The 23,047-nt window shown below is 69.7% G+C and carries 21 protein-coding genes and 1 pseudogene; 6 read left to right on the forward strand and 16 right to left on the reverse strand.

Going from position 1 to position 23,047, the window contains the following annotated elements; translation table 11 throughout:
• Positions 1–6: 6 nt before the first annotated feature.
• From FJ694_RS11170 to FJ694_RS11180, 3 genes are read right to left on the reverse strand one after another with little or no spacing between them, the layout of a single operon-like run.
• The gene (locus FJ694_RS11170; RefSeq protein ID WP_157267075.1) at positions 7–900 is read right to left on the reverse strand and encodes a fumarylacetoacetate hydrolase family protein; all 894 of its coding nucleotides are present in this window, start codon (positions 898–900) and stop codon (positions 7–9) included.
• Complete coding sequence (locus FJ694_RS11175) at positions 900–1,430, reverse strand: VOC family protein (protein WP_232539989.1); 531 nt, start codon at positions 1,428–1,430, stop codon at positions 900–902. Before FJ694_RS11175 ends, FJ694_RS11170 begins: the two co-directional genes overlap by 1 nt.
• A 42-nt stretch (positions 1,431–1,472) precedes the next feature.
• The gene (locus FJ694_RS11180; RefSeq protein WP_157267078.1) at positions 1,473–2,510 is read right to left on the reverse strand and encodes a CDP-6-deoxy-delta-3,4-glucoseen reductase; all 1,038 of its coding nucleotides are present in this window, start codon (positions 2,508–2,510) and stop codon (positions 1,473–1,475) included.
• A gap of 248 nt (positions 2,511–2,758) precedes the next feature.
• Between FJ694_RS11180 and FJ694_RS11185 the strand changes: the two genes are divergently transcribed.
• Genes FJ694_RS11185 through FJ694_RS11200 form a run of 4 tightly spaced genes read left to right on the forward strand, consistent with a single transcriptional unit; the run spans position 2,759 to position 4,816 of the window.
• A complete protein-coding gene (locus tag FJ694_RS11185; RefSeq protein ID WP_375140211.1) occupies positions 2,759–3,541 on the forward strand; it encodes a fumarylacetoacetate hydrolase family protein in 783 nt (260 codons plus the stop codon).
• Between the two features lie 19 nt (positions 3,542–3,560).
• On the forward strand, positions 3,561–4,349 hold the full coding sequence (dmpH, locus tag FJ694_RS11190; protein ID WP_157267084.1) for a 2-oxo-3-hexenedioate decarboxylase: 789 nt from the start codon (positions 3,561–3,563) through the stop codon (positions 4,347–4,349).
• 19 nt (positions 4,350–4,368) lie between these two features.
• Positions 4,369–4,560 carry a 4-oxalocrotonate tautomerase gene (locus tag FJ694_RS11195; RefSeq protein WP_157267087.1) on the forward strand — a complete coding sequence of 64 codons (192 nt, stop codon included), beginning with the start codon at positions 4,369–4,371 and terminating at the stop codon, positions 4,558–4,560.
• Positions 4,561–4,579: 19 nt separating this feature from the next.
• Complete coding sequence (locus tag FJ694_RS11200; RefSeq protein ID WP_157267090.1) at positions 4,580–4,816, forward strand: DUF2798 domain-containing protein; 237 nt, start codon at positions 4,580–4,582, stop codon at positions 4,814–4,816.
• A 253-nt stretch (positions 4,817–5,069) separates the two neighbouring features.
• On the opposite strand, the gene FJ694_RS11205 is transcribed toward FJ694_RS11200, so the two are convergent.
• From FJ694_RS11205 to FJ694_RS11250, 10 genes are all read right to left on the reverse strand, one after another.
• Positions 5,070–6,050 (reverse strand): Bug family tripartite tricarboxylate transporter substrate binding protein, encoded by a 981-nt coding sequence (locus FJ694_RS11205; protein WP_157267093.1) that lies wholly within the window; start codon positions 6,048–6,050, stop codon positions 5,070–5,072.
• Between the two features lie 15 nt (positions 6,051–6,065).
• Complete coding sequence (locus FJ694_RS11210; protein WP_157267096.1) at positions 6,066–9,632, reverse strand: indolepyruvate ferredoxin oxidoreductase family protein; 3,567 nt, start codon at positions 9,630–9,632, stop codon at positions 6,066–6,068.
• Positions 9,633–9,643: 11 nt separating this feature from the next.
• Positions 9,644–10,516, reverse strand: coding sequence for a VOC family protein (locus FJ694_RS11215; protein ID WP_157267100.1), 873 nt, complete (start codon positions 10,514–10,516; stop codon positions 9,644–9,646).
• Between the two features lie 38 nt (positions 10,517–10,554).
• Positions 10,555–12,021: a 2-hydroxymuconic semialdehyde dehydrogenase gene (locus tag FJ694_RS11220; RefSeq protein WP_157267104.1), complete on the reverse strand. Its 1,467-nt coding sequence runs from the start codon at positions 12,019–12,021 to the stop codon at positions 10,555–10,557.
• A gap of 49 nt (positions 12,022–12,070) precedes the next feature.
• Positions 12,071–13,183, reverse strand: a complete 1,113-nt coding sequence (locus FJ694_RS11225) for a porin (protein WP_157267107.1) — start codon at positions 13,181–13,183, stop codon at positions 12,071–12,073.
• Between the two features lie 235 nt (positions 13,184–13,418).
• Complete coding sequence (locus FJ694_RS11230) at positions 13,419–14,447, reverse strand: LysR family transcriptional regulator (RefSeq protein ID WP_198320795.1); 1,029 nt, start codon at positions 14,445–14,447, stop codon at positions 13,419–13,421.
• A gap of 157 nt (positions 14,448–14,604) precedes the next feature.
• Positions 14,605–15,045: a MaoC family dehydratase gene (locus FJ694_RS11235; protein ID WP_157267113.1), complete on the reverse strand. Its 441-nt coding sequence runs from the start codon at positions 15,043–15,045 to the stop codon at positions 14,605–14,607.
• Between the two features lie 141 nt (positions 15,046–15,186).
• Positions 15,187–16,068: a VOC family protein gene (locus tag FJ694_RS11240; protein WP_157267116.1), complete on the reverse strand. Its 882-nt coding sequence runs from the start codon at positions 16,066–16,068 to the stop codon at positions 15,187–15,189.
• Between the two features lies 1 nt (position 16,069).
• The gene (locus FJ694_RS11245; RefSeq protein WP_157267119.1) at positions 16,070–16,921 is read right to left on the reverse strand and encodes an alpha/beta fold hydrolase; all 852 of its coding nucleotides are present in this window, start codon (positions 16,919–16,921) and stop codon (positions 16,070–16,072) included.
• Between the two features lie 82 nt (positions 16,922–17,003).
• On the reverse strand, positions 17,004–17,933 hold the full coding sequence (locus FJ694_RS11250; protein ID WP_198320796.1) for a LysR family transcriptional regulator: 930 nt from the start codon (positions 17,931–17,933) through the stop codon (positions 17,004–17,006).
• Between the two features lie 154 nt (positions 17,934–18,087).
• Here FJ694_RS11250 and FJ694_RS11255 point away from each other — a divergent pair, with 154 nt between their 5' ends.
• A complete protein-coding gene (locus tag FJ694_RS11255) occupies positions 18,088–18,906 on the forward strand; it encodes a sulfite exporter TauE/SafE family protein (RefSeq protein ID WP_157267126.1) in 819 nt (272 codons plus the stop codon).
• 71 nt (positions 18,907–18,977) lie between these two features.
• Here the strand turns inward: FJ694_RS11255 and FJ694_RS11260 are convergent, their stop codons facing one another.
• The 3 genes from FJ694_RS11260 to FJ694_RS11270 are packed head-to-tail and all read right to left on the reverse strand — an operon-like array spanning position 18,978 to position 22,011.
• On the reverse strand, positions 18,978–20,300 hold the full coding sequence (locus tag FJ694_RS11260) for a TRAP transporter large permease (RefSeq protein ID WP_157267129.1): 1,323 nt from the start codon (positions 20,298–20,300) through the stop codon (positions 18,978–18,980).
• Between the two features lie 2 nt (positions 20,301–20,302).
• Positions 20,303–20,881, reverse strand: a complete 579-nt coding sequence (locus FJ694_RS11265) for a TRAP transporter small permease subunit (protein ID WP_157267132.1) — start codon at positions 20,879–20,881, stop codon at positions 20,303–20,305.
• 29 nt (positions 20,882–20,910) lie between these two features.
• Positions 20,911–22,011, reverse strand: a complete 1,101-nt coding sequence (locus FJ694_RS11270; protein WP_157267135.1) for a C4-dicarboxylate TRAP transporter substrate-binding protein — start codon at positions 22,009–22,011, stop codon at positions 20,911–20,913.
• A 426-nt stretch (positions 22,012–22,437) separates the two neighbouring features.
• Between FJ694_RS11270 and ycaC the strand changes: the two are divergent.
• Positions 22,438–23,042 (forward strand): annotated as a pseudogene (gene ycaC, locus FJ694_RS11275) (isochorismate family cysteine hydrolase YcaC).
• Positions 23,043–23,047: the final 5 nt, after the last annotated feature.

A 23,047-nucleotide genomic window follows, 5' to 3' on the forward strand; every position in this document is an offset into this window, starting at 1 on the left:
GCGGCCTCAACCAATGGTGATCTCGAACACGCCGATGTTCTCTATCCACTGCCGCACCACGTCGCCCGGCTGCAGGAAGCGGTTGCGCGCCATGCCCACGCCGGCCGGCGTGCCGGTGAGGATCACGTCGCCCGGCAGCAGCGTGACACAGGAGGAGAGGTGCGCGATCTGCTCACGCACGTCGTAGATCATCTGGCCGGTGTTGGAGTCCTGCATGAGCTCGCCGTTGACCCACAGCCGCATCTGCAGCTTGTGCGGGTCCGGAATGAACGCGGCGGGCGTGATGGCCGGGCCCAGCGGGCAGGAGCCGTCAAAAGTCTTCTGGCCTATCCAGTCCCAGCGGAAGGGCGAGTCGTCCGGCACGCCCTCGCGCGCGATGTGGTCGCGTGCCGAGAGGTCGTTGGCCACGGTGTAGCCGGCCACCACGTCCAGCGCGCGCTCCACGGGCACATCCTTGCAGCGCTGGCCTATGACCACGGCCAGTTCCAACTCCCAGTCCAGCATGCGCGTGCCGCGCGGGCGCTCCACGCGCGCGCCGGGGCCCACCACGGTGCTGCCGGTGGCCTTGGTGGAAAACCACGGCGACTGGCCGCCGGCCTTGGGGTCCTCGTCCAGCGGCAGGCCCAGGCGGCGCTTCATCTCCGCCACGTGGTCCTTGTAGTTGGCGCCGGCGAAGTAAATGTTGCGCGGTGCGGGCAACGGCGCCAACAGCTCCGCATCCATCTCCGGGCTGCGGTCGGCCAACCGTTGCGCGACGTCGGGCAGCCGCTCGGAGGCCTGCGCCCAGTCGTCGAGCACGTCCTGCATGCTCGCGTAGCGGCCGGAGGCATAGATCTTGTCGTTCTGCATCAGCCCGGTGCGGATGCCCTGGGCATTGCGGTAAGTCACGAGTTGCAGCATCACAGCACCTCCACGCGGGGCAGCACTTCATCCTCACGGCCGTGGCAGTGGCCGTCCTGCATCGAGAAGCGGTCGCCGAAGTCGAAGTAGTCGTCGTGCAGGAAGCCGTTCTCGTAGTGCTGGATCTCCCACCAGTTGTGGTCCAGGTCCACGAGGTAGAACGAGTAGACGCCGTGCTGGTCCAGCGGCTTGGTGACCTGGCGAATGCCGTACTCCTCCTTGTGTTGCAGCGCGTTGGCGTAGGCCTCGTCGACCTCGGCACGCGTGGCCACGTCCACGCCCCAGTGGTTGAGCAGGTGCACGGGCTTGAGCTGGTCGCCGACCTCGACGCAGATGATGTGGAAGCGCATGCCCAGCCGCACGGCCATCGAGGGGCTGGCATGGCGCACTACCTCCAGGCCGAGGAACTCCTCGTAGAAGCGGCGCGACGCCGCCAGGCTGTAGCACTCCAGCGTGCCGTGGCTGAGGCAGAAGGGCTTGACGAGCGAGCGCCCCTTGGGCGGTTCGACCCGGCAGTTCTCGGGAAGCATGGGGTGATCTCCTGATGTGGTGGGTGTGCAGGCAACCGCCGTTCAGGCAGCGGCCTTCTCTTTCTCGGTGAGGAAGGAGTCGGCGAAGAAGGCGCCGGCGGGCAGGCCGCATTCGTGCGAGAAGTCGCGCCGCGCGGCCTCCACCATCAGCGGCGTGCCGCAGGCGTAGACCTCGTGGCCCGAGAGGTCCGGGAAGTCCTGCATCACCGCGTGGTGGACGAAGCCGGTGCGCCCTTCCCAGCGGCACGCGGCCGTGGCGTTGCTGAGCACCGGCACATAGCGGATGTGCACATGCTCGCGCGCCCATTGCTCGCACAGCTCGTGCATGTAGAGGTCCGCGCGCGTGCGGCCGCCCCAGTACAGCGTGACCGGGCGCTCGATGCCGCGCGCCAGGCTGTCGCCGACGATGGACTTGATGGGCGCGAAGCCCGTGCCCGAGGCCAGCAGCACGATGGGCTTGTCGCTCTTGTCGCGCAGGAAGAACGAGCCCAGCGGCAGCTCGACCTTGTGCACCTCGCGCAGTTGCATGCCGCCATCGAACACGCGGTCCGTGAAGCGGCCGCCGGGCAGGTGGCGGATGTGCAGCTCCACGCTGCGCACGCCGGCCGGGCTGGGCGTGGTGGCGATGGAGTAGCTGCGGCGCGTGCCGTCGCGCAGCACGAACTCGATGTACTGGCCGGCGCGGAATGCGATGGGCTCGTTCATCGGCATGCCCACCGTGACGATCATCACGTCCGGCGCCGCGCGCTTCATGTCCAGGATGCGGCAAGGCACGAACTTGGATTTCACGCCGGCGCCGACGTCGATCTCATCGACCTCGATGGTCACGTCGCTGCAGGGCCGCGCCTGGCACAGCAGCGCATAGCCGCGGGCGCGGTCCTCGGCCGTGAGGTACTTGGGATGCACCTCGCCCAGGTCCACCTCGCCGGCCTTCACATGGCCGCGGCAGGTGTTGCACACGCCGGAGCGGCAGCTGTAGGGCAGCATCAGGCCCGAGGCCAGGCCGGCGCGAAGGATCTCGGTGTCGGGGTCGCAGCGGAAGCTGCGCCCGCTGGGGCTGATCGTGACGGTGTAGACCATGGCGGACTCCGTTCGAAGCGGTGTTGGGCGGTGTGAGGCAATGAACATCGACGCCGCAAAGCCTATGCACCGGCCCTTCGTGGAGCCACTCAAGAAGCTGAATGGCGCGCATTCGGCGCATGAATTCCGCCGGCGCCGCGCGGCCATTCAGCGCGCGAATTCGCCGCATTCGCAAAGCTCGTTCGACACCCCTTCGCCTCTTGACCAGACTCGGCCGTGTTCCTTCAGACGGGAAGACCGCCATGCCTTTGAACCCTGCCACCCTCCAGGCCCTGGGCGACGAGCTCTATGACGCCTGGGCCACCAACAGCGTCGTGGAGCCGCTGACCTCGCGCGTCGAGGGCATCACCATTGACGATGCCTACCGCATCCAGTTGCGCACCATCGAGCGCCGCGTGCAAGGCGGCGAGCGCCATGTCGGCAAGAAGATCGGCCTGACCGCCGCCGTGGTGCAGGCCGCCTTCGGCGTGGACCGCCCCGACTTCGGCCACCTTCTCTCCGGCATGAGCCACAACGACGGCGCCACCATTCCCGCGGCCCGCTTCATCCAGCCCAAGGGCGAAGGCGAGCTGGGCTTCGTGCTCAAGCGCGACCTGCTCGGCCCGGGCATCACCAACGCCCATGTGCTGGCCGCCACCGAGTGCGTGCTGCCCTGCTTCGAGATCGTCGATTCGCGCATCCGCGACTGGCAGATCAAGGTGCAGGACACCATTGCCGACAACGGCTCCTCGGCCGCCTTCGTGATCGGTGATCACGCCGTCGACCCGCGCCGCGTGGACCTGTCCACCGTGGGCATGGTGCTGGAGAAGAACGGCGAGATCATCGGCACCGGCGCGGGCGCCGCCACGCTGGGCCACCCCCTCAACGCCGTCACGTGGCTGGCCAATGCGCTGGGCGCCTACGGCATACCGCTCAAGGCCGGCGAGGTGATCCTGGCCGGGTCGCTGTCGATCATGTTCCCCATCGCCGCCGGCGACCACCTGCGCATGACGCTGGGCGGCGTCGGCTCGGCGTCCTGCCGCTTTGCCTGAACCGAGAGGAGCACGACCCATGAATCTCAACGCCGCCACGCTGGACGCCCTGGCCGTCCATCTGGAGACCGCCGAACGCCAGGCGCGCGACGTGGTCAAGATCACCGACGAGCACCCGCAGATGGACTGGGAGGACGCCTATGCCATACAGGACCGCATCCGCGCCTTGAAGCTTGCCCGCGGCAGCCGCCTCACCGGCCTGAAGATGGGCCTGACATCGTTCGCCAAGATGAAGCAGATGGGTGTGGAAGCACCGATCTGGGGCTTCCTGGTGGACGACTACGTGCGGCCCGACGGCGGGGCCATCGAAATGGGCACGCTGATCCATCCCAAGGTCGAGGCCGAGATTGCCTTCGTCACCAAGGCGCCGCTGCGCGGCCCGGGCTGCCACATCGGCGACGTGCTGGCCGCCACGGACTTCGTGCTGCCGGCGGTGGAGGTCATCGACTCGCGCTACCGCGACTTCCGCTTCGACCTCAAGAGCGTGATCGCCGACAACTGCTCCTCGGCCCGCTACGTCACGGGCGGCGTCGCGCGCCCGGCCGAGGAACTGGACCTGCGCGCGCTGGGCATCGTCATCGAGAAGAACGGCGAGGTCATAGCCACCGGCGCCGGCGCCGCCGTGCTCGGCCACCCAGCGGCCAGCGTCGCGATGCTGGCCAACATGCTGGGGGAGCGCGGGCAGGAGCTCCCGGCCGGCACCTTCATCATGACCGGCGGCGCCACCGAGGCCTACGCGGTGGAGCGCGGCGACTCGGTGGTGGTGCGCTACCAGGGCCTGGGATCGGTCTCGATGCGCTTCGTTTGAGATCGGCAAGGAAAACCACATGCCGATCCTGACCGTTCGCGTCCTGGAAGGGCGCCCACCCGAGAAGATCGAGGCGCTGATCAGCGCCCTCACCGAGGCCGCCAGCCGGGTGCTCGATGCGCCGGCCGAGTCTGTGCGCGTGCTCGTGGAAGAGGTGCCCAGGACGCACTGGGGCATCGGCGGCCAGAGCGCCGCCGCGCGCGGCCGATGAGCACGAGCGGAGGCCAGTGATGCGCAAGCTTTCGCGCCGCTGGCGCCCCGTGGTGGCGTCGTTCTGGATGTCGCTGGCGATGAGCCTGGTGCTCTGCACCGTCCTCACGGCCGCACGGAACGGCGGCGCCGATGCCGGCTTTGTGTCCCGCTGGCTGCAGAGTTGGCTGCTGGCCTGGCCGGTGGCCATGCTCGCCTCGCTGGCGGCGCTGCCGCTGGTGGGGCGGCTGGTGGACTGGATGGTGGAGGCGGGGTGAACTGAATCCGCTCCCGTGCCTTGCCATCGTTTGACGCCGCCCGGTGGGTCGAGCCCGCCGGGCGGCGTTGTCCATTGCAGCCCTGGCTGCGGACGCCCACTGCCGTCCGGGGAAAGCGGCACCTTGTCACGCCCCGTCAGCCCAGGCGCTGTGCCCTTGAAGCGTCATGCCCGCGCAGGCAGGTATTCGCACGAGTACCGGAATGAAGAAAGGCTGCCGCAGCAGCCCCCGGAACGAAGCACATCGAACCCCGTCAATCCAGTCTCAGGTTCGTGCGCCGCACGACGTCGCCCCACTCCTGTGTCTCGCGCTCGATCAGCGCCGCAAATGCACGCCAGTCGAGCTCCGGGCGTTCGTAGCCGAGTGCCTTGTAGCGCTCGATCACCTCCGGCCGTGCCAGCGCCTGGCCGATGTCGCCGGCAATGCGCTCCATCACGGGGACCGGTACGGCCGCCGGGGCAAACAGCCCGGTCCAGCCGCTCACCTCGTAGCCTTGCAAGCCCGGGATCTCGCTGCTCGTCGGCACCTCGGGATACGAGGGCTCGCGCGCCGGCGCGGCATAGGCCAGGAAGCGCAGCCGTCCCGCCTTCTCCAGGGCCCCGGCACTGGCGACGGAGCCCAATGCCCAGTCCACCTCGCCGCTGGCCACGGCAGCGTAGAGCTGGCCGAAGTCCCGGTAGGGCACATGCAGCATCTGCAGATCCCGCAGGGTCTGCAGGCGAAGGGCGCCCATGTGCCCAGGGCTGCCGTTGAACCACGACCCATAGCTCACCCGCCCCGGTTGCGCACGCGCCTCGCGCAGCAGGTCCTCAACGCTGCGGAAGCGGCTGTTGCGCCCCACGGCGACGAAGAAATGGCTGCGCAGCAGCATGCGCAGCGGGGCGAAGTCACGCGCCGGGTCGTAAGGCAGCTTGCGGAAGGTATGCGGATGCGTGGTGAGGTGGTTGCTGTCGAGCTGGATCAGGTCGTGCCCATCCGTCGCACCCTGGAGGAAGGAAGCGATGGCGAGGAAGCCATTACCCCCCGGCTTGTTCTCCACCAGCACCGGCTGCTTCCACTGCCGAGCCAGTTGCTCCGCTACCAGGCGCAGCGCGGCGTCGGGGCCGCTGCCCGCCGGGAACGGCGTGGTAATGCGCACCGGGCGCTGTGGGAACGGCGCGGGCTGGGCCCGGCTCACGCCGGGCAGTCCAGCCATGGCACCGAGCAGAACACGAAGCACATGCCTTCGGATCATGGTGGACTCCTCTACTCAGGCGGCCAGCGACTCGGCGGCGACCTCGCGCGGCGCGCGCCAGGCCTGCAGCAGGGACTGCTGCCGCTCACGGAAGCGATCGATGGCGCGGGCCTTCACGTGCCCATAGCCGCGGATGTCGTCCGGCAGGCTCGCCAGCTCCACGGCCAGCGCATGGCGTGCGGCATCCAGCCCGGCGGCAAGCTCCTCCACCAGCTGCACGTACTCGCCGATGAGCCGTCGCTCCTCGCGCCGCTCCTCGGTGCGCCCGAACACGTCCAGCGGTCCGCCGCGCAGGCCCTTGAGCCGTGCCAGCAGCCGGAACACCGGCAGCATCCAGCCGCCGTACTCGCGCTTGAGGAGTTCGCCCGTGCGCGGGTCGCGCCGGGCCAGCAGCGGCGGCGCCAGGTGGTAGCGCAGCTCATAGCCGTTGGGGAAGCGCGAGCGCAGCTGCGCCAGGAAGGCCGGGTCGCTCTGCAGTCGCGCTACCTCGTACTCGTCCTTGTAGGCCATGAGCTTGTGCAGGTTGCGAGCCACCGCCTCGGTCAGCTCGCTGCGGCCCAGCGGCCTCTCGGCCCGCCACACCCGGCCCACCAGCTCGGCATAGCGCTGGGCATAAGCCGCGTTCTGGTAGGCGATGAGATCGGGCACGCGCACCTGGAGCAGCCGCAGCGCCTCGCCCTGCACGCCGGCCGCGCTGACGATGGCCAACGCCTCGGCCGACAGCACCGCTTCGGTCAGGAACGCACCGTCCGGCGTGGCTTGTCCCTCTTGGGCCGCCTTCAGCGCCGCCTGGCCCGCCTGCTGCACGTACGACGCGTCCAGCACCGCCATGCGCCCCCAGCGGAAGGCCAGGATGCTCAGCTCCACGGCCACCCCGCCCTGGCGCATGGCCTCCTCGATGGACCCGGCTGCCATCGGCAGTCCACCCGCCTGGTAGGCCACACCCACCAGGAAGCTGTTGGTGGCCATGCTGTCGCCGAACAGGCCCTCGGCCAGCGCCTGCGCGTCCAGGTACACGTTCTCGCCCTTGCGCGTGACGCGGTCGATGCCGCCGGTCAGCGCCCGCACCGCCGGGAAGATGACGTTGCGGTCGCGCACCATCTGCCCGGTGGGCGATTGCGTGGTGGACACCACCGCCAGCGTGCGCTCCGGGTGGCACTTGTCCAGGTTCTTCGGATCGGTGGCGTTGAGGACGTCGAAGCCCAGGTACAGGTCGGCACTGCCGTCGCTGATCTTGGGCACGCCCGCGAAGGGCTCGCGCGTGATCTTGATGTCGGAGATCACCGCCCCGCCCTTCTGTGCCAGGCCCGTCTGGTCCAAGCCGACGGCGTGGCGGCCTTCGAGGCGCGCGGCCTGCGCCAGCATCGCCGCCACCGTCACGCTGCCCGTGCCACCGATGCCCATGATGTGGATGCTGCAGTCCTGCGGCACCCGGCGCTGCGGGTCGGGCAGCTCGCGCTCCAGCGCCGGCATGCGCGCCTTGCGCTTCTTCTTGCCGTCCGCCGCGCCCGCCCCCGCGCCCTCCCGGGGCGTGACGGTCAGGAACGAGGGGCAGAAGCCCTGCACGCAGGAGTAGTCCTTGTTGCACGAGCCCTGGTGGATGCGCGTCTTGCGCCCGAACTCGGTGGCCACGGGCTCCACGCTCATGCAATTGGACTGCACGCCGCAGTCGCCGCAGCCCTCGCACACGCGCTCGTTGATCAGCACCTGCGCCGCAGGATCCTCGCGCTTGCCGCGGCTGCGCGCGCGGCGCAACTCGGCGGCGCATTCCTGGTCGTGGATCAGCACCGTCACGCCCGGCGTGGCCGCCAGCGCGGCCTGCGCCTCCTGCAGCCGGTCGCGGTGCCAGACCTCGGTGCCGCCCGACAGTGCCACGCTTGCATAGGACTGCGGCTGGTCGGTGGTGACGATCACGCGCTTGACGCCGTTGGCCAGCAGCTCGCTGACGATGTCGGCCACCGGGTGCGATCCCATCGCGTGCTGCCCGCCCGTCATCGACACATGCTGGTTGTGCAGCAGCTTGTAGGTGATGTTCACCCCGGCGGCCACCGCGTAGCGGATCGCCAGGCTGCCGGAGTGGAAGTAGGTGCCGTCGCCGATGTTCTGGAAGATGTGCGGCACCTCGGTGAAGGGTGCCAGGCCGATCCACTGCGCCCCCTCCGCGCCCATGTGTGTGCCCATCACGACATTGCGGTCCATCCACATCGACATGGTGTGGCAGCCGATGCCGGCGGACACCAGGCTGCCATCCAGCGGCTTGGTGGAGCTGTTGTGCGGGCAACCGGAGCAGTACCACGCGGTGCGCGCCATGGTGGGCAGCTTCTTGCGGCCGTGGATCTCGTCGAGCCGCCGCAGCCAGCCTTCGGCCGGCTCCAGGCGCGCCTTGCGCGACAGGCGCTGCACCAGCACGCGCGCGATGACGTCGGACTCGAACTCGCCCCAGCCCGGCAGCAGCGGCCGCTCCTGCTCGTCGAGCTTGCCCACGATGCGCGGCGCGTTGGCACGGCCGTACAGCACCTCCTTGGCGAACATCTCCAGGAAGGGCCGCTTCTCCTCGATGACCAGGATCTCCTCCAGCCCCTGCGCGAACTCGCGCACGATCTGCGGCTCCATCGGAAACAGCATGCCCATCTTGAGGATCCGCACGCCGTAGCGGCGCAGCGCCGCCTCGTCCATGCCCAGCTCGGCGCAGGCCTGCATCAGGTCGCGGTAGGTCTTGCCCGCGGCGACGATGCCCAGCCAAGCGTCCGGGTTCGGCAGGGTGACGTGGTTGAGCCTGTTCTCGCGCGCGTAGCGGCGCGCCATCTCCAGCCGCGCGGTGTAGAGCGAGCGCTCCATCTCCAGCGCCTCGGCACGCACGTTCATGCCCAGGTTCATGTGCGGCACGAAAGGCTTGCCGTCGAACTCCAGCTCCGGGATGACGAAGCGAAGCCGCTCCGGATCCACCTCCGCGCTGCCATGGCCGTCGGCGACGTTGGTGACGATCTTCATGCCCACCCAGAGCCCCGAGGCGCGCGAGAGCTGGTAGCCATGCAGGCCCAGGTCCAGGATTTCCTGCACGTCGCCCGGGTACAGCGAGGGAATGCCCACGTGGTACAGCATGGGCTCGGACTGGCTGGCGAGGCTGGAGGACTTGCAGCTCGGGTCGTCGCCGGCAATGGCCAGCACGCCGCCGTGGGGGCCGATGCCGGTGTAGTTGGCATGCTTGAGGGCGTCGCCGCTGCGGTCCACCCCCGGCGCCTTGCCGTACCACATGCCCGTGACACCATCGACCTTGCGCCGGCCCACGGCACCGAGCATCTGCGAGCCCCACACCGCCGTGGCGGCCAGGTCCTCGTTGACGCCGTCCACGAAGCGGATGTTGTGCGCCTCCAGCCGCTGCTGGTGGCGCATCAACGTCTCGTCAAGCATGCCCAGCGGCGAGCCGCGGTAGCCCGACACCATCATCCCGGTCTTCAAGCCGCGCCGGGTGTCGCTGCGCACCTGGTCCAGCGCCAGGCGCACCAGCGCGTCGATGCCGCCCAGGTGGATCGTTCCCCGCTCCACATCCAGCGGCGAGGGAGCGCGTGCCTTGTTGCTCATGCGGACTCTCCTCAGCTGCTCTTGCGGAACTCGGCGATGTCGGGGCGCGCGCCCCACATGCAGAAGCCGGCCGGGTTGAAGGGAAACTGGCGCGGCTGGTAGCCCGCAGCCTCGTCCTCGACCGTGATGCTGCGCACGCCGCAGGAGTATTCGTAGACCAGGCCGTCCGGACCTTCGAAGTACAGGAAGCGCGCGCCGGAGGTCGGATGCCGGCCGGGGCCGAAGACGATGCGCACGCCCCGCTCCTTGAGCAAATACCAGGAGCGCATGAGGTCGTCCACGCTCTCCACCTGGTGGTTGATGTGCTGGATGCCGGCGCGCTGGCTGGGGAACAGCGCGATCTTGTGGTGCACGTCGTCGATGCGCAGCAGCGGCGCGTCGCCGATCCAGTCGCTCACCTTGGCGCTGCAGACCTGCGTCCAGAAGGCCTCGTCGCGCCTGGCGTCCGTCGTGCACAGCCCGACGTGGCTGAAGCCCGTGATGCCGGCGTCGCGCTGCCCGTGGTAGCGCCGGCCCGAGTGGTGGGGCTTCCACACCAGCTCGACGCGGTTGCCGGTCGGGTCCTGGAAGCGGACCAGCGCCGCCACGCGGCGCGCCTCGCATTCGTCCGGCGTGCCCCAGGCCACCGGCACGCGCAGCGCTTCCAGCTCGGCGGCCGCGGCATCGAGCTCGGCCTTGGCGGTGGCTTCGAAAGCGACGGTGTGATCGCTCGGGTCGCCCTCGAAGTAGACCAGCGTGTGGTCGCGGTCGTCGGACTTGAAGTAGACGTGGCCCCTCTCGCGGCGCGCAATGTCCAGGCCCAGCAGCTCGGTGGCGAACCGGGTGGCGTCCTCCAGGCTGGAGACGCCGACGCGGCAGTAGCGGATGTCGTGCAGGTTGATCATGGTGATCTCCTCGGAACGTGATGGCGGGTGGCTCGGCGTCAGAGCCGCACGCAGACGTTGCGCAGCTCGGTGTAGAACTCCAGCGAGTGCACGCCGCCTTCGCGGCCGATGCCCGAAAGCTTCGAGCCGCCGAAAGCGGTGCGCAGGTCGCGCAGGAACCAGGCGTTGATCCAGCACACGCCCACCTCCAGCCGCGAGGCCAGGCGGTGCGCGCGCTGCAGGTCGCGCGTCCAGACGGTGGCGGCCAGGCCATAGGGCGTGTCGTTGGCCAGGCGCAGCACCTCCGCTTCGTCGTCGAAGGGACGGACGTGGCAGCAGGGGCCGAAGATCTCCTCGCGCACCACCGGGTGGTCGTCGGGCAGGCCGGTCCAGATGGTGGGCTCGATCCAGGCACCGCCGACCAGCTCCGCCGGCACCTCCGGGACGCCGCCGCCGGTAACGACGGTGGCGCCCGCGGCACGGGCCTGCTCGTAGTAGCCCAGCACCTTCTGGCGATGCTCGGCGCTGATCAGCGGGCCCAGCACCGTGCCCGGGTCCTCGGGCCGGCCCAGCTTCCAGCTCTCGACCTTGGCCTTGAGCGCGGCGACGAAGCGCTCGAAGATCGGCCGCTCCACGTACACGCGCTCGGTGCCCAGGCAGACCTGGCCGGTGTTCTCGAAGGCGGCGCGGGCGATGCCTTCCACCGCGGCGTCGAAGTCGCAGTCGGCGAAGACGATGCCGGGGTTCTTGCCGCCGAGTTCGAAGGAAACCGGGCGCACGCGGTCGGCCACCGCCTTCATGATGGCAGCGCCGGTGCGCGTCTCGCCGGTGAAGGTGACGGCGTCGATGCCGGGGTGTCGGGTCAGGAATTCGCCGGCCGAATCGGGCCCGAAGCCGTGCACCACGTTGTAGACGCCCGCGGGCACGCCCACCTTGGCCATGACCTCGCCCAGCAGCGCCGCGGTGCTGGGCGTTTCCTCCGAGGGCTTGACGACCACGGTGTTGCCGCAGGCCAGCGCCGGGCCGACCTTCCACGTCATCAGCAGCAGCGGCAGGTTCCAGGGCGCGATGACGGCGATCACGCCCTTGGGCACGCGCAGCGCATAGTTGATCGCCTGGCCGCCGTCAGGCGTGGCCATCTCGAAGAACTCCGAGGGCACATTCTTCACCACGTCGGCGAAGACCTTGAAGTTGGCCGCGCCGCGCGGGATGTCCAGGCGCCGGGCCAGCGCGTGCGGCTTGCCGGTGTCGGCCACCTCGGCCTGCAGGAAGTCGTCGAAGCGACGGTTGATCTCGTCGGCCACCCCGTACAGCAGATCGACGCGCTGCTGCACCGACAGCCGGCCCCACGGGCCGTGCAGCGCGGCGCGGGCGGCCGCGACGGCGGCATCGACCTCGGGCTGGCCGGCCTCGGCCACGCGCGAGACCAACCGGCCGTCCACGGGCGAGCGGTTGTCGAAGAAGCGGCCCGACTGGCTGGGCAGGTGTTCGTTGGCGATGAAGTGCAGGGTCTGGGGCGTGCTCATGAAGTCCTCGGGTGACGGTGAGGTGGAGACAGGGGGCGGATGGCGGGACTCAGAAGGCGTGGCGCAGGCCGACGATCACGCCGTTCTGGTTGCCGCCGGGCACGGGCGCGCTGCCCGCGGCGCCGGAGCTCACCGACAGCGCCAACGCACCGTCGTTGCGCATGTGACCGACCGAGACGTAGGCCGCCGTGCGCCTGGAGAGGTGGTAGGTGCCGCGCAGGGCGGCCAGCGTGGCGCGGTTCGGGCTGTCCTTGAAGTCCAGGCGCAGCAGCTCGCCATCGAGCGTGAAGCGCGGGCTCAACGCATAGGCCGCGCCGGCGAACAGCAGGTCGCTGCGCGGCGTGGGGCTGCCCTCGTTGCGGCGGCGCAGAACCCCCGCGCCGAGCTTGAGGTCGCCGAGCTTGACCCAGCCGTTGAGCATGGAGCGCGTGTCCTTCAGCCCCGCGCCCAGGCCGCCGAAGGCGCCCGGGCCGCCGTGCTGTCGGTCCACCACCGCGGCCACGCCCCAGCTGGGCGCGTCGTACTTGAGCATCGCGGACCACTCGCGGCAGGTGCTGGACTTGCCGGCCGCCTCGCCGGGGCAATTGGTGCCCACGGGGCTGGGGCCGGCGTTGACGGCGTCGCGCCCGAGGCTGTAGGTCGCGCCCACGGTGAAGCCGCCGAAGTTGCCGCGGTAGGCCAGCGCATTGTCGGCACGGGCGTTGGGGATGTAGGGGTCCAGCGAAGCCGAGCCGAACACGTTGGGCCCGAGGATGTCGGCGTCCTGCATGGACCAGAACAGCATGGTGTACTGGCGCCCGAAGCTCACCGTGCCCCACGGCCCTGCCAGGCCCACAAAGGCCTGGCGGCCGAAGAGCCGGCCGCCCTGTCCCGAAAGGCCCGTGTCCATGCCCAGTCCGGCTTCCAGCGTGAAAACCGCGCGCAGTCCGCCGCCCAGATCCTCGCTGCCGCGCAGGCCCCAGCGCGACGGCAGCGAAGCCGTGTTGGAGGGCATACGGGTGAGACGCTCGCCGCTTGCGCCGACCTTGTCGATGATTTCAACGCCGGTGTCGACGAGGCCGTAGAGGGTAACGTTTGAGGGCGCTGGCGATGGGCTTTGTGCCCAGGCGGCCTGGGAGCCGGCTGCAATCGAGAATGCCGCACAGACAGCGAGTTTTTTCATGGTGCACGAGGGTCGTGGTGGTGGAAAGGCTGCTGGAAATTCTGGGCAGCCTCCCCTCGCGTGACCAATTGAGAGTCGGAATGCGGTGGATTCAGCGGCGTGATGGGTGGCGGGGCCCGTGGCGTCCCGGCCCATGCGGTCAGGGTTGAGAAGGCACACATCTGCCGGCCCGTCCCGGGCGAACCGGGAGGACCGGATCGGGCTGCCGGGGGGTGCCCGGGGCCCGCCCTCGCCGTCAGCTGGGCTGGGAATCGTCCGGGATGGAGTCGGCCGGCGCGGCCGGCGGAACGCCGGCATCTTCCGGGGGCAGCAGGTCACGCTCCGCGGGCATGACGTTGTTGGGGCCGGCCGCCGCGTACAGCCCGGCGATGAGCCGGCGCAGCCAGCGGTTGCCCGGATCCTGGTGGAAGCGCTTGTGCCAGAACTGGCTGATCTCGAAGAACGGGATCTCGAAGGGCGCCGGGAAGATGCGCACCGGCGTGAGCGCCGCGCAGGCTTGCGCCAGGCGGCTGGGCAGCGTGGTCAGCACGTCGATGGAGGCCACCACGCGCGTGAAGCCCAGGAAGTGTGCCGCGCGCAGCACGATGCGCCGCTGGATGCCGTGGCGTGCGAGCGCCGTTTCGATCGCGCGTTCCTGCACCTCGTGGCCGCCACCCTGCGGTGTGTACACCGCATGCGGCAGCCGCGCGTACTGCGCCAGGTCCAGATGCTCGCCCACCAGGCCGCTGTCGGCGCGCACCATGCACACGTAGTGCTCGCGAAACAGGCTCTGCACGTGGAACGGCCCCTGGAAGTCGTGGAAATAGCCCAGTGCCAAGTCCACGTCGCCGCTGCTCATCGCGGCCTCGCGCGGCCTGGAGCCGGTGGGAGCCACGGTGTCCAGGCTGACGTGGGGCGCTTGCCGCTGCAGCGCCTCCATCAGGCCCGGCAGCAGCACCATCTGGCCCACGTCGCTCATGTAGATGCGAAAACGCCGGTCGGACGTTTCAGCAGAGAACTCCGGGTGGTGGCCCAGGGTGCGGCGTATCTGCTCGATGGACTCACGCAGCGGCGCGCTGATCTCCTCGGCGCGCGGCGTGGGCACCATGCCGGCCGAGGTGCGGACGAACAGCGGGTCGCCCAACGAGGAGCGCAGCCGGTTGAGCGCGTTGCTCACCGCCGACTGCGTCAGGCCGAGGTTGGCCGCGGCCAGCGTGGTGCTGCGGGTTTCGAGCACGGCCTCGAACACGAGCAGCAGGTTGAGGTCGATCCGCGGTGCTGTCATGGGGACCTCCAGCATGCGGGCGCGGGACCGCCCGCTTCGCCGGGGATGCTAAGCATGGCGCCCAACGTGGCGCCAGGGGACAAGCCCCACGGCGGCCGCGCTTCGACGGCGCGCAGCCGGCACGCCGGGCCTGCACCGGGCTCGCACCGGGCCGCGCTCAGGACGCCCCTGCTGAGCGGGGAACCTTGACCACGGCATCGCCCGTGATCACCACCAGCGAGTCGTGCACCGTGCAGACGGTTTCAAGATGCGCAATGCCCTTGTCCTTTTGCACCCTGGTCACTGAGACGGTCGCGCTCACGGTGTCGCCCGGGCGCACCGGCGCGACGAAGCGCAGGTTCTGGCCCAGGTAGATGCTGCCCGGACCGGGCAGCCGATTGGCAATGGCGGCGGAGATGATGCTGGCGCTGAGCATGCCGTGGGCGATGCGCCCCTTGAACGGCGTGCGTGCCGCGAAGGCCTCGTTGGTGTGCACCGCGTTGTGGTCGCCGGAGACGCCGGCGAACAGCACGATGTCCGCATCCGTGATGGTCTTGGAGAAGCTGGCCTTCATGCCGACTTCCAGATCGTCGATGGTGTAGCCGCCAAGATCGTTCATGGGTGCTGTTCCTTGAAGCGTGGTCTCGATGGCTCGCATTCTTGGCAACGCGGGGCGGCGCGACCAATGTAGTTGCGAAATTCGACCGATTCAGCGCCGCAATCTGCCCCGGCGGCCCGGCCTTCGGAGAGACAGTGGCCATCAGGCACGCACCCAGGACGTGCCCCAGTGGTTGTACATGCGGCGCGAGTTGGGCCACTGCCGGGGTGGCTGCACGCGCGTCATGACTTCTAGCTCGGCCGAGATCTCGATGTTGTTGCCGTCCGGGTCCTTGATCATGAAGAAGAGGTTGTGCCCCGGCCCGTGCCGGCCCGGCCCCCACCAGGGCGCGATGTCGAGATCGCCCAAGTAGTCCAGCCAGTCGCGCAGGTCGTTCCAGCAGGTGGTCTCGTAGCAATGGTGGTCATGGCGCGCGCTGGTCCCGGTGAACACGGCCAGGCTGTGGTGCTCGGGATCGGCACGGAAGAAGTGCACGTGGGCCTGCCCCGGGGGCTCGTGCTCCTGGCTCTTGAGCACCGTGTCGGAGACGGCGAAGCCCAGCACATCGGCATAGAAGGTGCGCAGCGGCTCCAGCTGCGTGGTCGCCACCACCGCGTGCTGCAGGCGTGCCGGCAACGCGGCGGCGCGGGTCGAGGCTGCAGACGCTGCAGTTCCCATCTGCACCGGCAGCCCGAACACGGCCAGCCGCCCGTCCGGGTCGCGTACCGCCACGGCGCCGGGCTCGAACAGCGGCGTCGGCGACTGCAGCAGCGGCACGCCGGCCGCCTCGAGCCGGTGCCGCAGTGCGGCAAGCTGGTCGGCATGCTCGATACGCCAGGCGCTGAAAGGATGGTGTCCGCGCTCGCCGCGGCCCAGCAGCAGCCGGCGCCCGGGACCCTGCGCCAGCACCAGGTCCTCAGACAGCACGGCAGGTGCCATGCCGAGGACGTCACGGTAGAAGCGCGCCAGCGCCTGCGGATCGGGCGAGTCCAGGCGCAGGTGGTCCAGCGTCGCTGGCCAGAGGGCGGAGTCGGTGCGGTGCATCTCAGGCCCCTTTCAGGAAATCGATGTGGACGCGGTTGAAGGTCTGCGGGTCCTCGAATTGCGGCCAGTGGCCGCAGCGTTCCATGACGACGAAGCGCGCGCCGGGGATGGCGTCGGCCAGGTTGCGGCCCACTTGCAGGCTGCTGCCGGGGTCGTGCTCCGTCCACAGCACCAGTGTGGGCTGCTCGATGCGGCCCAGCTCCCGCGGCGTCAGCAGGTTGGGCAGCCGGTACTCCGCGGTATGCAGGCACATGATGTGTTCCATGGTCCGGCCAAAGCCAGGCTGGCTGTAGATGCGGTGCCGCAGCTCCACCATCTCGTCGCTGACCTGCGACGGGTCCAGCAGCAGCCACTCCAGCCGCCGGCGCACGGACTCGCGCGTGGGAGCACGCGCCGCCTCGATGGACAGCGCGTGCACCCGCGCGCTCACCGCCGGGTCGTAGTGCACGCCGGCCGCGGTGTTGAGCACAAGGCGGGAGACGCGCTGCGGCGCGGTCGTCGCCAGCCGGGCCGCGACCCAGCCGCCCAAGGACTCGCCGGAGACATGCGCGCGTTCTATGCCCAGCGCATCCATCAGCGCCAGCAGGTGCGCCACGTAATGCCGCGGCTCGTAGGGATGGTCAGGCCGGTCGCTGTAGCCGTGCCCAAGCATGTCCGGGACGATGACGCGAAAGTGCCGCGCGTGGTCTGCGATGTTGCGCGTGTAGGCCTCCAGGTAGCCGCCGCTGCCGTGCAGCAGCAGCAGGGTCTCAGGGTGTTCGCTGCCCGCCTCCAGGTAGCGGGTGCGCACACCGCCAGCATCGGCGTAAGCGATACGGTGCGGGCATGACGCCAGGTCCAGCCACATCGACATGGGTTTCTCCGTTGGTTGCGACGGAAAGCACCTTACCGATGGCTCGCATCATGAAACAGCGCAGCGGCTGAATGCCGCCCATTCAGGCCGCGGATGAAAGCGGCGGCGGCGGGACGTCCACCCCGCCGCCGAACAGCCGCCGCAGCGTGCCGCGCAGCCAGGCGTTGGCGGGGTCCTGGTGACTGCGCTGGTGCCAGAACTGGCGCACCGTGAAGGGCGGCAGCTCGATGGGCGCCTCCAGCACGCGCAGACTGCCCAGGGCAGCGGTGGCGGCCAGCCGGCCGGGCACCAGGGCCACGAGGTCCGACCCCGCCACCAGGGGCAGCACGGGGCCGAACTCGCGCAGCTCCAGCCGCACGTGCAGCGCCTCGGCTTGCAGCCGGTCCTTGAGCTGGCCGTGGCCGGTGCCGGGAGAGGCCACCGCCACGAAGGCCTCGCCGCGCAGCGCATGCGAGCCAGCGGCCTCGCGCAGGCGCGGATGCTGCGCGCGAGCGATGGCGACGTAGCGGTCCTCGAACAGGCGCTGCTGCACGATGCCGCCCTCTAGCGCGGGCAGGTGGCCGATGGCCAGGTCCAGCTCGCCGTCAGCAAAGCGCTCGCGCACCTCGCGCGCAGGGTACTGGCCGACCTTGAGCTGTACCCGGGGCGCGATCGCGGTGAGCTCTCGCAGCAGCGTTGGCAGCAGCACCAGGGCGCCCACGTCGGTGGTGCACAGGTGGAAGCTGCGCGTGGCCTGGGCCGGCTCGAAGGCGGGCTGCATCTCGAAGGAGCGGTCCAGCAGTTCCAGCGCCTGCCGCACCAGCGGCGCCATGGCCTGCGCGCGCTCGGTGGGCTGCAGCCCGCGGCCGCAGCGAACGAACAGCGGGTCGCCGAAATGGCGGCGCAGCCGCAGCAGCGCGTTGCTCGTGGCCGGCTGCGACAGGCCCAGGCGCTCGCCGCCGCGGGTCAGGCTGCCGGCCGTGACGATGGCGTCGAAAACGCGCAGCAGGTTCAGGTCAGGCAAGGCTTGCATGGCGGCGTTGCTCCTCCAGGGGCACGCGGCACGCGGCAGCGCAGGTTTCATCCAGCGCGTGAATGTCCGGCATCCAGCGGGCGGTCTGTTCCATGGCGAGGGTGCGTTCGAGGATGGATGCCCGCTCATCCACTCTATTCAACCCCCAAGCACCATGGACATTTTCGACCTTTCCCTGCTCCTGCCGATTGCCGTTCTCGGCCTGGCGGCGGGCTTCCTGGCCGGCCTGCTGGGCATTGGCGGCGGCATGCTGCTCGTCCCCGGTTTGACCTTCATCCTGGGTCCGCGCATTGGCGACCCCGGTCTCACCGTCAAGGTCGCCATCGCCACCTCGATGGCCACCATCGTCGTGACCTCGGTGTCCAGCGTCCTGGCCCACCAGCGCCGCGGCGTGATCCGCTGGGACATCGTGGCCCGCCTGGCGCCGGGCGTGGTGCTCGGCGGCCTGATCGGCGGCATCGGTCTCTTTGCACACCTCAAGGGTCAATGGCTGGCCCTGGGCTTTGCCACCTTCGTGGCCTGGAGCGGCTGGCGCATGCTGGCTTCCGGCTCCGCCCCGCCCCGCCGCGGCCTGCCCGGCACGCCGGGCATGGCGGCCGTGGGCACCGGCATAGGCACGCTCTCCGGCCTGGTAGGCGCGGGCGGCGGTTTCCTGGCCGTGCCCTTCATGGTGGCCTGCAGCGTGCCGCTGCACGCCGCGGTGGCCACCAGCGCCGCGCTGGGCCTGCCGGTGGCGCTGTCCAACGTCGCCGGCCACGCGGCGGCCGGCTGGGATCTGCGCGCGGCCATTCCCGGCGCCTGGGGTTACTTCCACGGGATCGCACTGGTGGGCGTGGCGCTGTGCAGCGTGCCGGCGGCGCAGTTGGGCGCGCGGGCCGCGCATGCCCTGCCCGCACGGCGGTTGCGCCGCGCGTTCGCCGTGGTGCTGTGGGCCTTGGCGGCCTACATGTTCGTGCAAGGCCTGCGCGGGTAGGCCGCAGGACACGAAACAACAGGCGGCCGGCCCAACGGCCGCCGCCCGCCTGTGCAGACACAGGAGCATGCTCACATCCGCGCCAGCCAGGTGCTCAGCGCCGGAAAGGCGATCAGCAGGCCCAGCAGCGCCGCCATGGCCAGCACGAAGGGCGCGGTGCCGGCGAACACGTCGCGCGTGGTGATGCGGCGATCGTCCAGCGTGGACTTCACCGTGTACACCGAGATGCCGAAGGGCGGCGTCAGCAGGCCGATCTCCACCGCCACGATGGTGACGATGCCGAACCAGATCAGGTCCATGCCCAGCGCCGAGGCCACCGGCAGCACGATGGGCAGCAGGATCAGCATGATCGACACCGAGTCGATCAGGCAGCCCAGCAGCAGCACGATCGCCAGGTACAGCACCAGGAAGCCGTAGAAGCCCAGGTCCAGTTGCGTGATGAAGTCGGCAATGCCCGCCGGCAGGCCGCTGAGCGCGAGCATGCGGCTGTAGAGCGCGGCGGCCAGAATCAGGAACAGGATGGAGACCGTCACATGGCCGGTCTCCACCAGCACGCGCCAGAGGTTGCCGCCGCCCAGCCGCCGCTTGGCCAGCGCGATGGCCAGAGCGCCAGCCGCACCCACCGCGCCGGCCTCGGTGGTGGTGAACAGGCCGCCGTACAGGCCGCCCAGCACCAGCACGATCAGGCCGAGAATGGGCACGCCTTTCTTCAACACCGAGGACACCGGCTCGGCCAGGGTGGCCGCCAGCACCTTCGCAGCGTCAGGCGCGGCGAACATCCGCCCAGGAGCGAGCCAGGCCATGCCGATGATCAGGCCGCCGAACAGCAGCGCCAGCAGTGCGCCGGGAATGACGCCGGCCAGGAACATGCGCCCGACCGACTCCTCCGCCAGCACGCCGTAGATGATCATCAGCAGGCTGGGCGGGATCAGCATGCCCAGCACCGAGCTGCCGGCCACGACACCCACGGCGAAGCGCGGCGCGTAGCCGTGGCGCACCATCTCCGGCACCGCCACCTTGGTGAAGACGGCGGCCGAGGCGATGGAGACGCCCGTGATGGCCGCAAAGGCGGCGTTGGCCCCCACCGTGGCCACGCCCAGGCCGCCTCGGATGCGCCGGAACAGCCACTCGAACACGTCGAAGGTTTCCCGCCCGACGCCCGAGACGCTGACCAGCAGCCCCATCAGCACGAACAGCGGGACCACGCCGTAAGTGTGGTCCTGCAGCGCATCGTTGGCTGCTGCGGCGACCATGCGCGCAGCCAGGCCGCCGTCCTTGAGCAGCAGGATGCCGGCGAAGGAGGTCAGGCCCAGCGCGATGGCGATGTGCATGCCTGCGACGACGGCGCCCAGCAGCACCAGCACGGAAAACATTCCGATCTCGATGCCGCTCATGATCAGGCTCCGTAGGCGACGGAAGAGCGCTTGGCGCCGAAGGCCTGGCGCAGTTCGGCCACGGCCAGCAGCAGGAACTGCACCAGCGTGGCGGCCGAGCCGATCAGCGAGACCAGCAGCACCGGCCAGGTCGGCGCGGTGAAGACGCCCTCGACGCCGATGAAGTCGTTCTCCGTCCAGGCCTGGGCGAAGGGCTCCAGCGTGGCCATGAAGACCACGCCACAGAAGGCCGCGCCGCAGGCCAGCAGCACGGCCTGCAGCAGCGCGCCGGCGCGAGGGTGGCGCCGACGAAAGCCGTCGATGAAGATCTCGGCGCGGCTGAGACGGCCGTGGCGCAGCGCGCTGGCCAGCTGCAGGAACACGATGGCGACGATGGACAGTGCCACCAGCTCGGTGACGCCGGTGATCGGACCGTCGAACAGGTTGCGCGACGCAACGTCCGCACACACCAGCAGCATCATCGCCGCGATGAGCAGCGAACCCAGGCTGGCCAAGCCATCGACGGCCCAGCCGAAGAGGCTTGAGGGCGCGGTGCGCGCGCCGGCCTGCGTGTTGTCGTGAAGATCAGCTCCGTGGGACATGGCGGTTCTCCAAAGTCGCTGGCGGTTCGTCACTTGTCCCACTCGCGCAGAGGCGCGACGCCGAGCTGGCGCACGGCCTGCATGTAGGCCGTCAGCACCTGCGTGCCGGGTTGGCCTTTGGCGTCCAGGCCTTTGGCCCAGTCCCGACCCAGTGCGGGCAACGCCCTGATCCAGGCCTCGCGTTCGGCAGCCGGCAGCGCGCTGATGCGAACCGGCGGGTTCTGGGACTTGCCGCGCTCCACCATGACCTGCAGGGCGGCCTTGCGGCTGTCGAGCATCAGCTCTCCCAGGCGACGGCTGTAGTCCCGCGCCACGGCCTGCATCACGGACCTTACCTCGGCCGGCAGGCGGTTCCAGCTGTCCTTGTTGACCGCCAGTGCGCCGGAGAGGAAGGAGCCCAGGTCCACCTGCGTGATGTAGGGCGTGACCTCGTGCAGCTTGATGCCGATCGCGCCGGAGGCGATGGTGATGACGCCACTGACCACGCCCGTCTTGACGTCGTTGTAGTAGCTGGGCAGTGCGCTGTTGACCGGCACGATGCCCGCGCCGCCGGCCATCAGCGCCACGGCGCCGGAGGCGGCGAATTTCTTGCCCTTGAGGTCCGCGAGGCCGTTGACGGGGAAGGTGGTGTAGAGGTCCAGCGTGTCGGCGGCCGTCGCCGCCAGGAACACGGCGTTGTTGCGTTCCCACTCGGCCTTGAGCGCCGGCGTGGACGGCACCAGGCGATTGAAGATGTCGATCACCTGGCGCGGATCGCCGGTGAGCGCCGGCGCGTAGCTCGACACCTGCGACAGCGGCAGCCTGGCGCCTTCGGTGGCGGCGAAGACCCAGCCCACGTCCACCACGCCCTGTCCGAGCGAGCTGAGCGTGGCGTTGGGCTTGTAGAGCACGCCGCCATAGCCCTCGCGCCAGGCGATGCGGTAGCGGTTGCCCGCCTCGGCCAGGCGCTTGTTGACCTCGGGCTGGAAGTAGGACTGCATCAGCCCGACCCAGGGCACCACCGTGGGGTGGCTGGCGCCGATAGTCAGGTTGATGGTCTGTTGCGCCGTCGCCGGAAAGGCAGTGGCGGCGGCCGTGGCCGCGACGGCCACGGCCATGCGGCGGTGAAGGCCGCGAAGCAGCACTTGCATGACAGGTCTCCTTGGGTGGTTCGAAATCCGGCCGGGCCCGACGGGCCTTCGGTGAAGACCAGCTTAGGAAGAGCCTCCTCCTCGAACCACTCAAGAAGCGAAATGGGATCTATCAGCGGCATGAATCGGCGAGGAGCACAGCCGCCGATTCGGCCCGCCGCAGTTCGGGCAACCTGCGGCCGTGCCGCGCTGCGAGCGGGCGTCGCCTCGCCCCATCGGCCGGGCCGTGTTGAAGCACGATCACGACGTCAGACATTGCCGACGGTACGCAGGCCTCATGCGGTCCTACGGCGGAGCTTCCTGGAAGTCGTGTTTGATCACTGCCATCGGCCGGGGTATCAAAGACGACGTCCTGCAGGTGACAGCCTCGACGAACGGCGCCCGACGGCGCAAGGAGATCTCACGAGCTACAAGCCTTACCAGCGTCTGGACAGGGACAACGCCGCCGTGCTGCTGGTGGACTACCAGTCAGGCCTGCTGTCGCTGGTGCGTGACATCGAGCCCGACCGGTCCAAGAACAACGTGCTGGCGCTGGCCGATCTGGCCAAGCATTTCAAGCTGCCCACCATCCTGACCACCAGCTTCGAGGACAGCCCCAACGGCCCGCTGGTGCCTAAGCTGAAGGCCCTGTTCCCCGACGCGCCCTTCATCCGCGACCGGACCAGATCAACGCCTGGGACAACGCCGACTTCCTCAACGCCGTCAACGCCACGGGCAGGAAGCAGCTGATCATCGCCGGCGTCGTGACCGAGGTCTGCGTGGCGTTCCCGGTACTGTCGGCACTCGCCGAAGGCTACGCGGTGTTCGTCATCACCGACGCCTCAGGCACCTTCAACCAGATGACCCGCGATGCGGCGTGGCGCCGCATGAGCGAGGCCGGCGCTCAGCTCATGACTTGGTTCGGCGCGGCCTGCGAGCTCCACCGCGACTGGCGCAACGACGTGGAGGGGCTCGGCACGCTGTTCTCCAACCACATTCCCGATTACCGCAACCTCATCACCAGCTACACCACGCTCAAGGGCGGGCGCTGAGCATG

The sequence above is a fragment of the Azohydromonas aeria genome (assembly GCF_009760915.1).
In the GTDB taxonomy this organism is placed as follows: Bacteria; Pseudomonadota; Gammaproteobacteria; order Burkholderiales; family Burkholderiaceae_C; genus Azohydromonas; species Azohydromonas aeria.

Excerpts from the sequence above, each read along its gene's own strand:
- FJ694_RS11170 (WP_157267075.1), bottom strand. The coding sequence starts at position 900 with ATGCTGCAACTCGTGACTTACCGCAATGCCCAGGGCATCCGCACCGGG.
- FJ694_RS11175 (WP_232539989.1), bottom strand. The coding sequence starts at position 1,430 with ATGCTTCCCGAGAACTGCCGGGTCGAACCGCCCAAGGGGCGCTCGCTC.
- FJ694_RS11180 (WP_157267078.1), bottom strand. The coding sequence starts at position 2,510 with ATGGTCTACACCGTCACGATCAGCCCCAGCGGGCGCAGCTTCCGCTGC.
- dmpH (WP_157267084.1), top strand. The coding sequence starts at position 3,561 with ATGAATCTCAACGCCGCCACGCTGGACGCCCTGGCCGTCCATCTGGAG.
- FJ694_RS11195 (WP_157267087.1), top strand. The coding sequence starts at position 4,369 with ATGCCGATCCTGACCGTTCGCGTCCTGGAAGGGCGCCCACCCGAGAAG.
- FJ694_RS11200 (WP_157267090.1), top strand. The coding sequence starts at position 4,580 with ATGCGCAAGCTTTCGCGCCGCTGGCGCCCCGTGGTGGCGTCGTTCTGG.
- FJ694_RS11205 (WP_157267093.1), bottom strand. The coding sequence starts at position 6,050 with ATGATCCGAAGGCATGTGCTTCGTGTTCTGCTCGGTGCCATGGCTGGA.
- FJ694_RS11210 (WP_157267096.1), bottom strand. The coding sequence starts at position 9,632 with ATGAGCAACAAGGCACGCGCTCCCTCGCCGCTGGATGTGGAGCGGGGA.
- FJ694_RS11215 (WP_157267100.1), bottom strand. The coding sequence starts at position 10,516 with ATGATCAACCTGCACGACATCCGCTACTGCCGCGTCGGCGTCTCCAGC.
- FJ694_RS11220 (WP_157267104.1), bottom strand. The coding sequence starts at position 12,021 with ATGAGCACGCCCCAGACCCTGCACTTCATCGCCAACGAACACCTGCCC.
- FJ694_RS11225 (WP_157267107.1), bottom strand. The coding sequence starts at position 13,183 with ATGAAAAAACTCGCTGTCTGTGCGGCATTCTCGATTGCAGCCGGCTCC.
- FJ694_RS11230 (WP_198320795.1), bottom strand. The coding sequence starts at position 14,447 with ATGACAGCACCGCGGATCGACCTCAACCTGCTGCTCGTGTTCGAGGCC.
- FJ694_RS11235 (WP_157267113.1), bottom strand. The coding sequence starts at position 15,045 with ATGAACGATCTTGGCGGCTACACCATCGACGATCTGGAAGTCGGCATG.
- FJ694_RS11240 (WP_157267116.1), bottom strand. The coding sequence starts at position 16,068 with ATGCACCGCACCGACTCCGCCCTCTGGCCAGCGACGCTGGACCACCTG.
- FJ694_RS11245 (WP_157267119.1), bottom strand. The coding sequence starts at position 16,921 with ATGTCGATGTGGCTGGACCTGGCGTCATGCCCGCACCGTATCGCTTAC.
- FJ694_RS11250 (WP_198320796.1), bottom strand. The coding sequence starts at position 17,933 with ATGCAAGCCTTGCCTGACCTGAACCTGCTGCGCGTTTTCGACGCCATC.
- FJ694_RS11255 (WP_157267126.1), top strand. The coding sequence starts at position 18,088 with ATGGACATTTTCGACCTTTCCCTGCTCCTGCCGATTGCCGTTCTCGGC.
- FJ694_RS11260 (WP_157267129.1), bottom strand. The coding sequence starts at position 20,300 with ATGAGCGGCATCGAGATCGGAATGTTTTCCGTGCTGGTGCTGCTGGGC.
- FJ694_RS11265 (WP_157267132.1), bottom strand. The coding sequence starts at position 20,881 with ATGTCCCACGGAGCTGATCTTCACGACAACACGCAGGCCGGCGCGCGC.
- FJ694_RS11270 (WP_157267135.1), bottom strand. The coding sequence starts at position 22,011 with ATGCAAGTGCTGCTTCGCGGCCTTCACCGCCGCATGGCCGTGGCCGTC.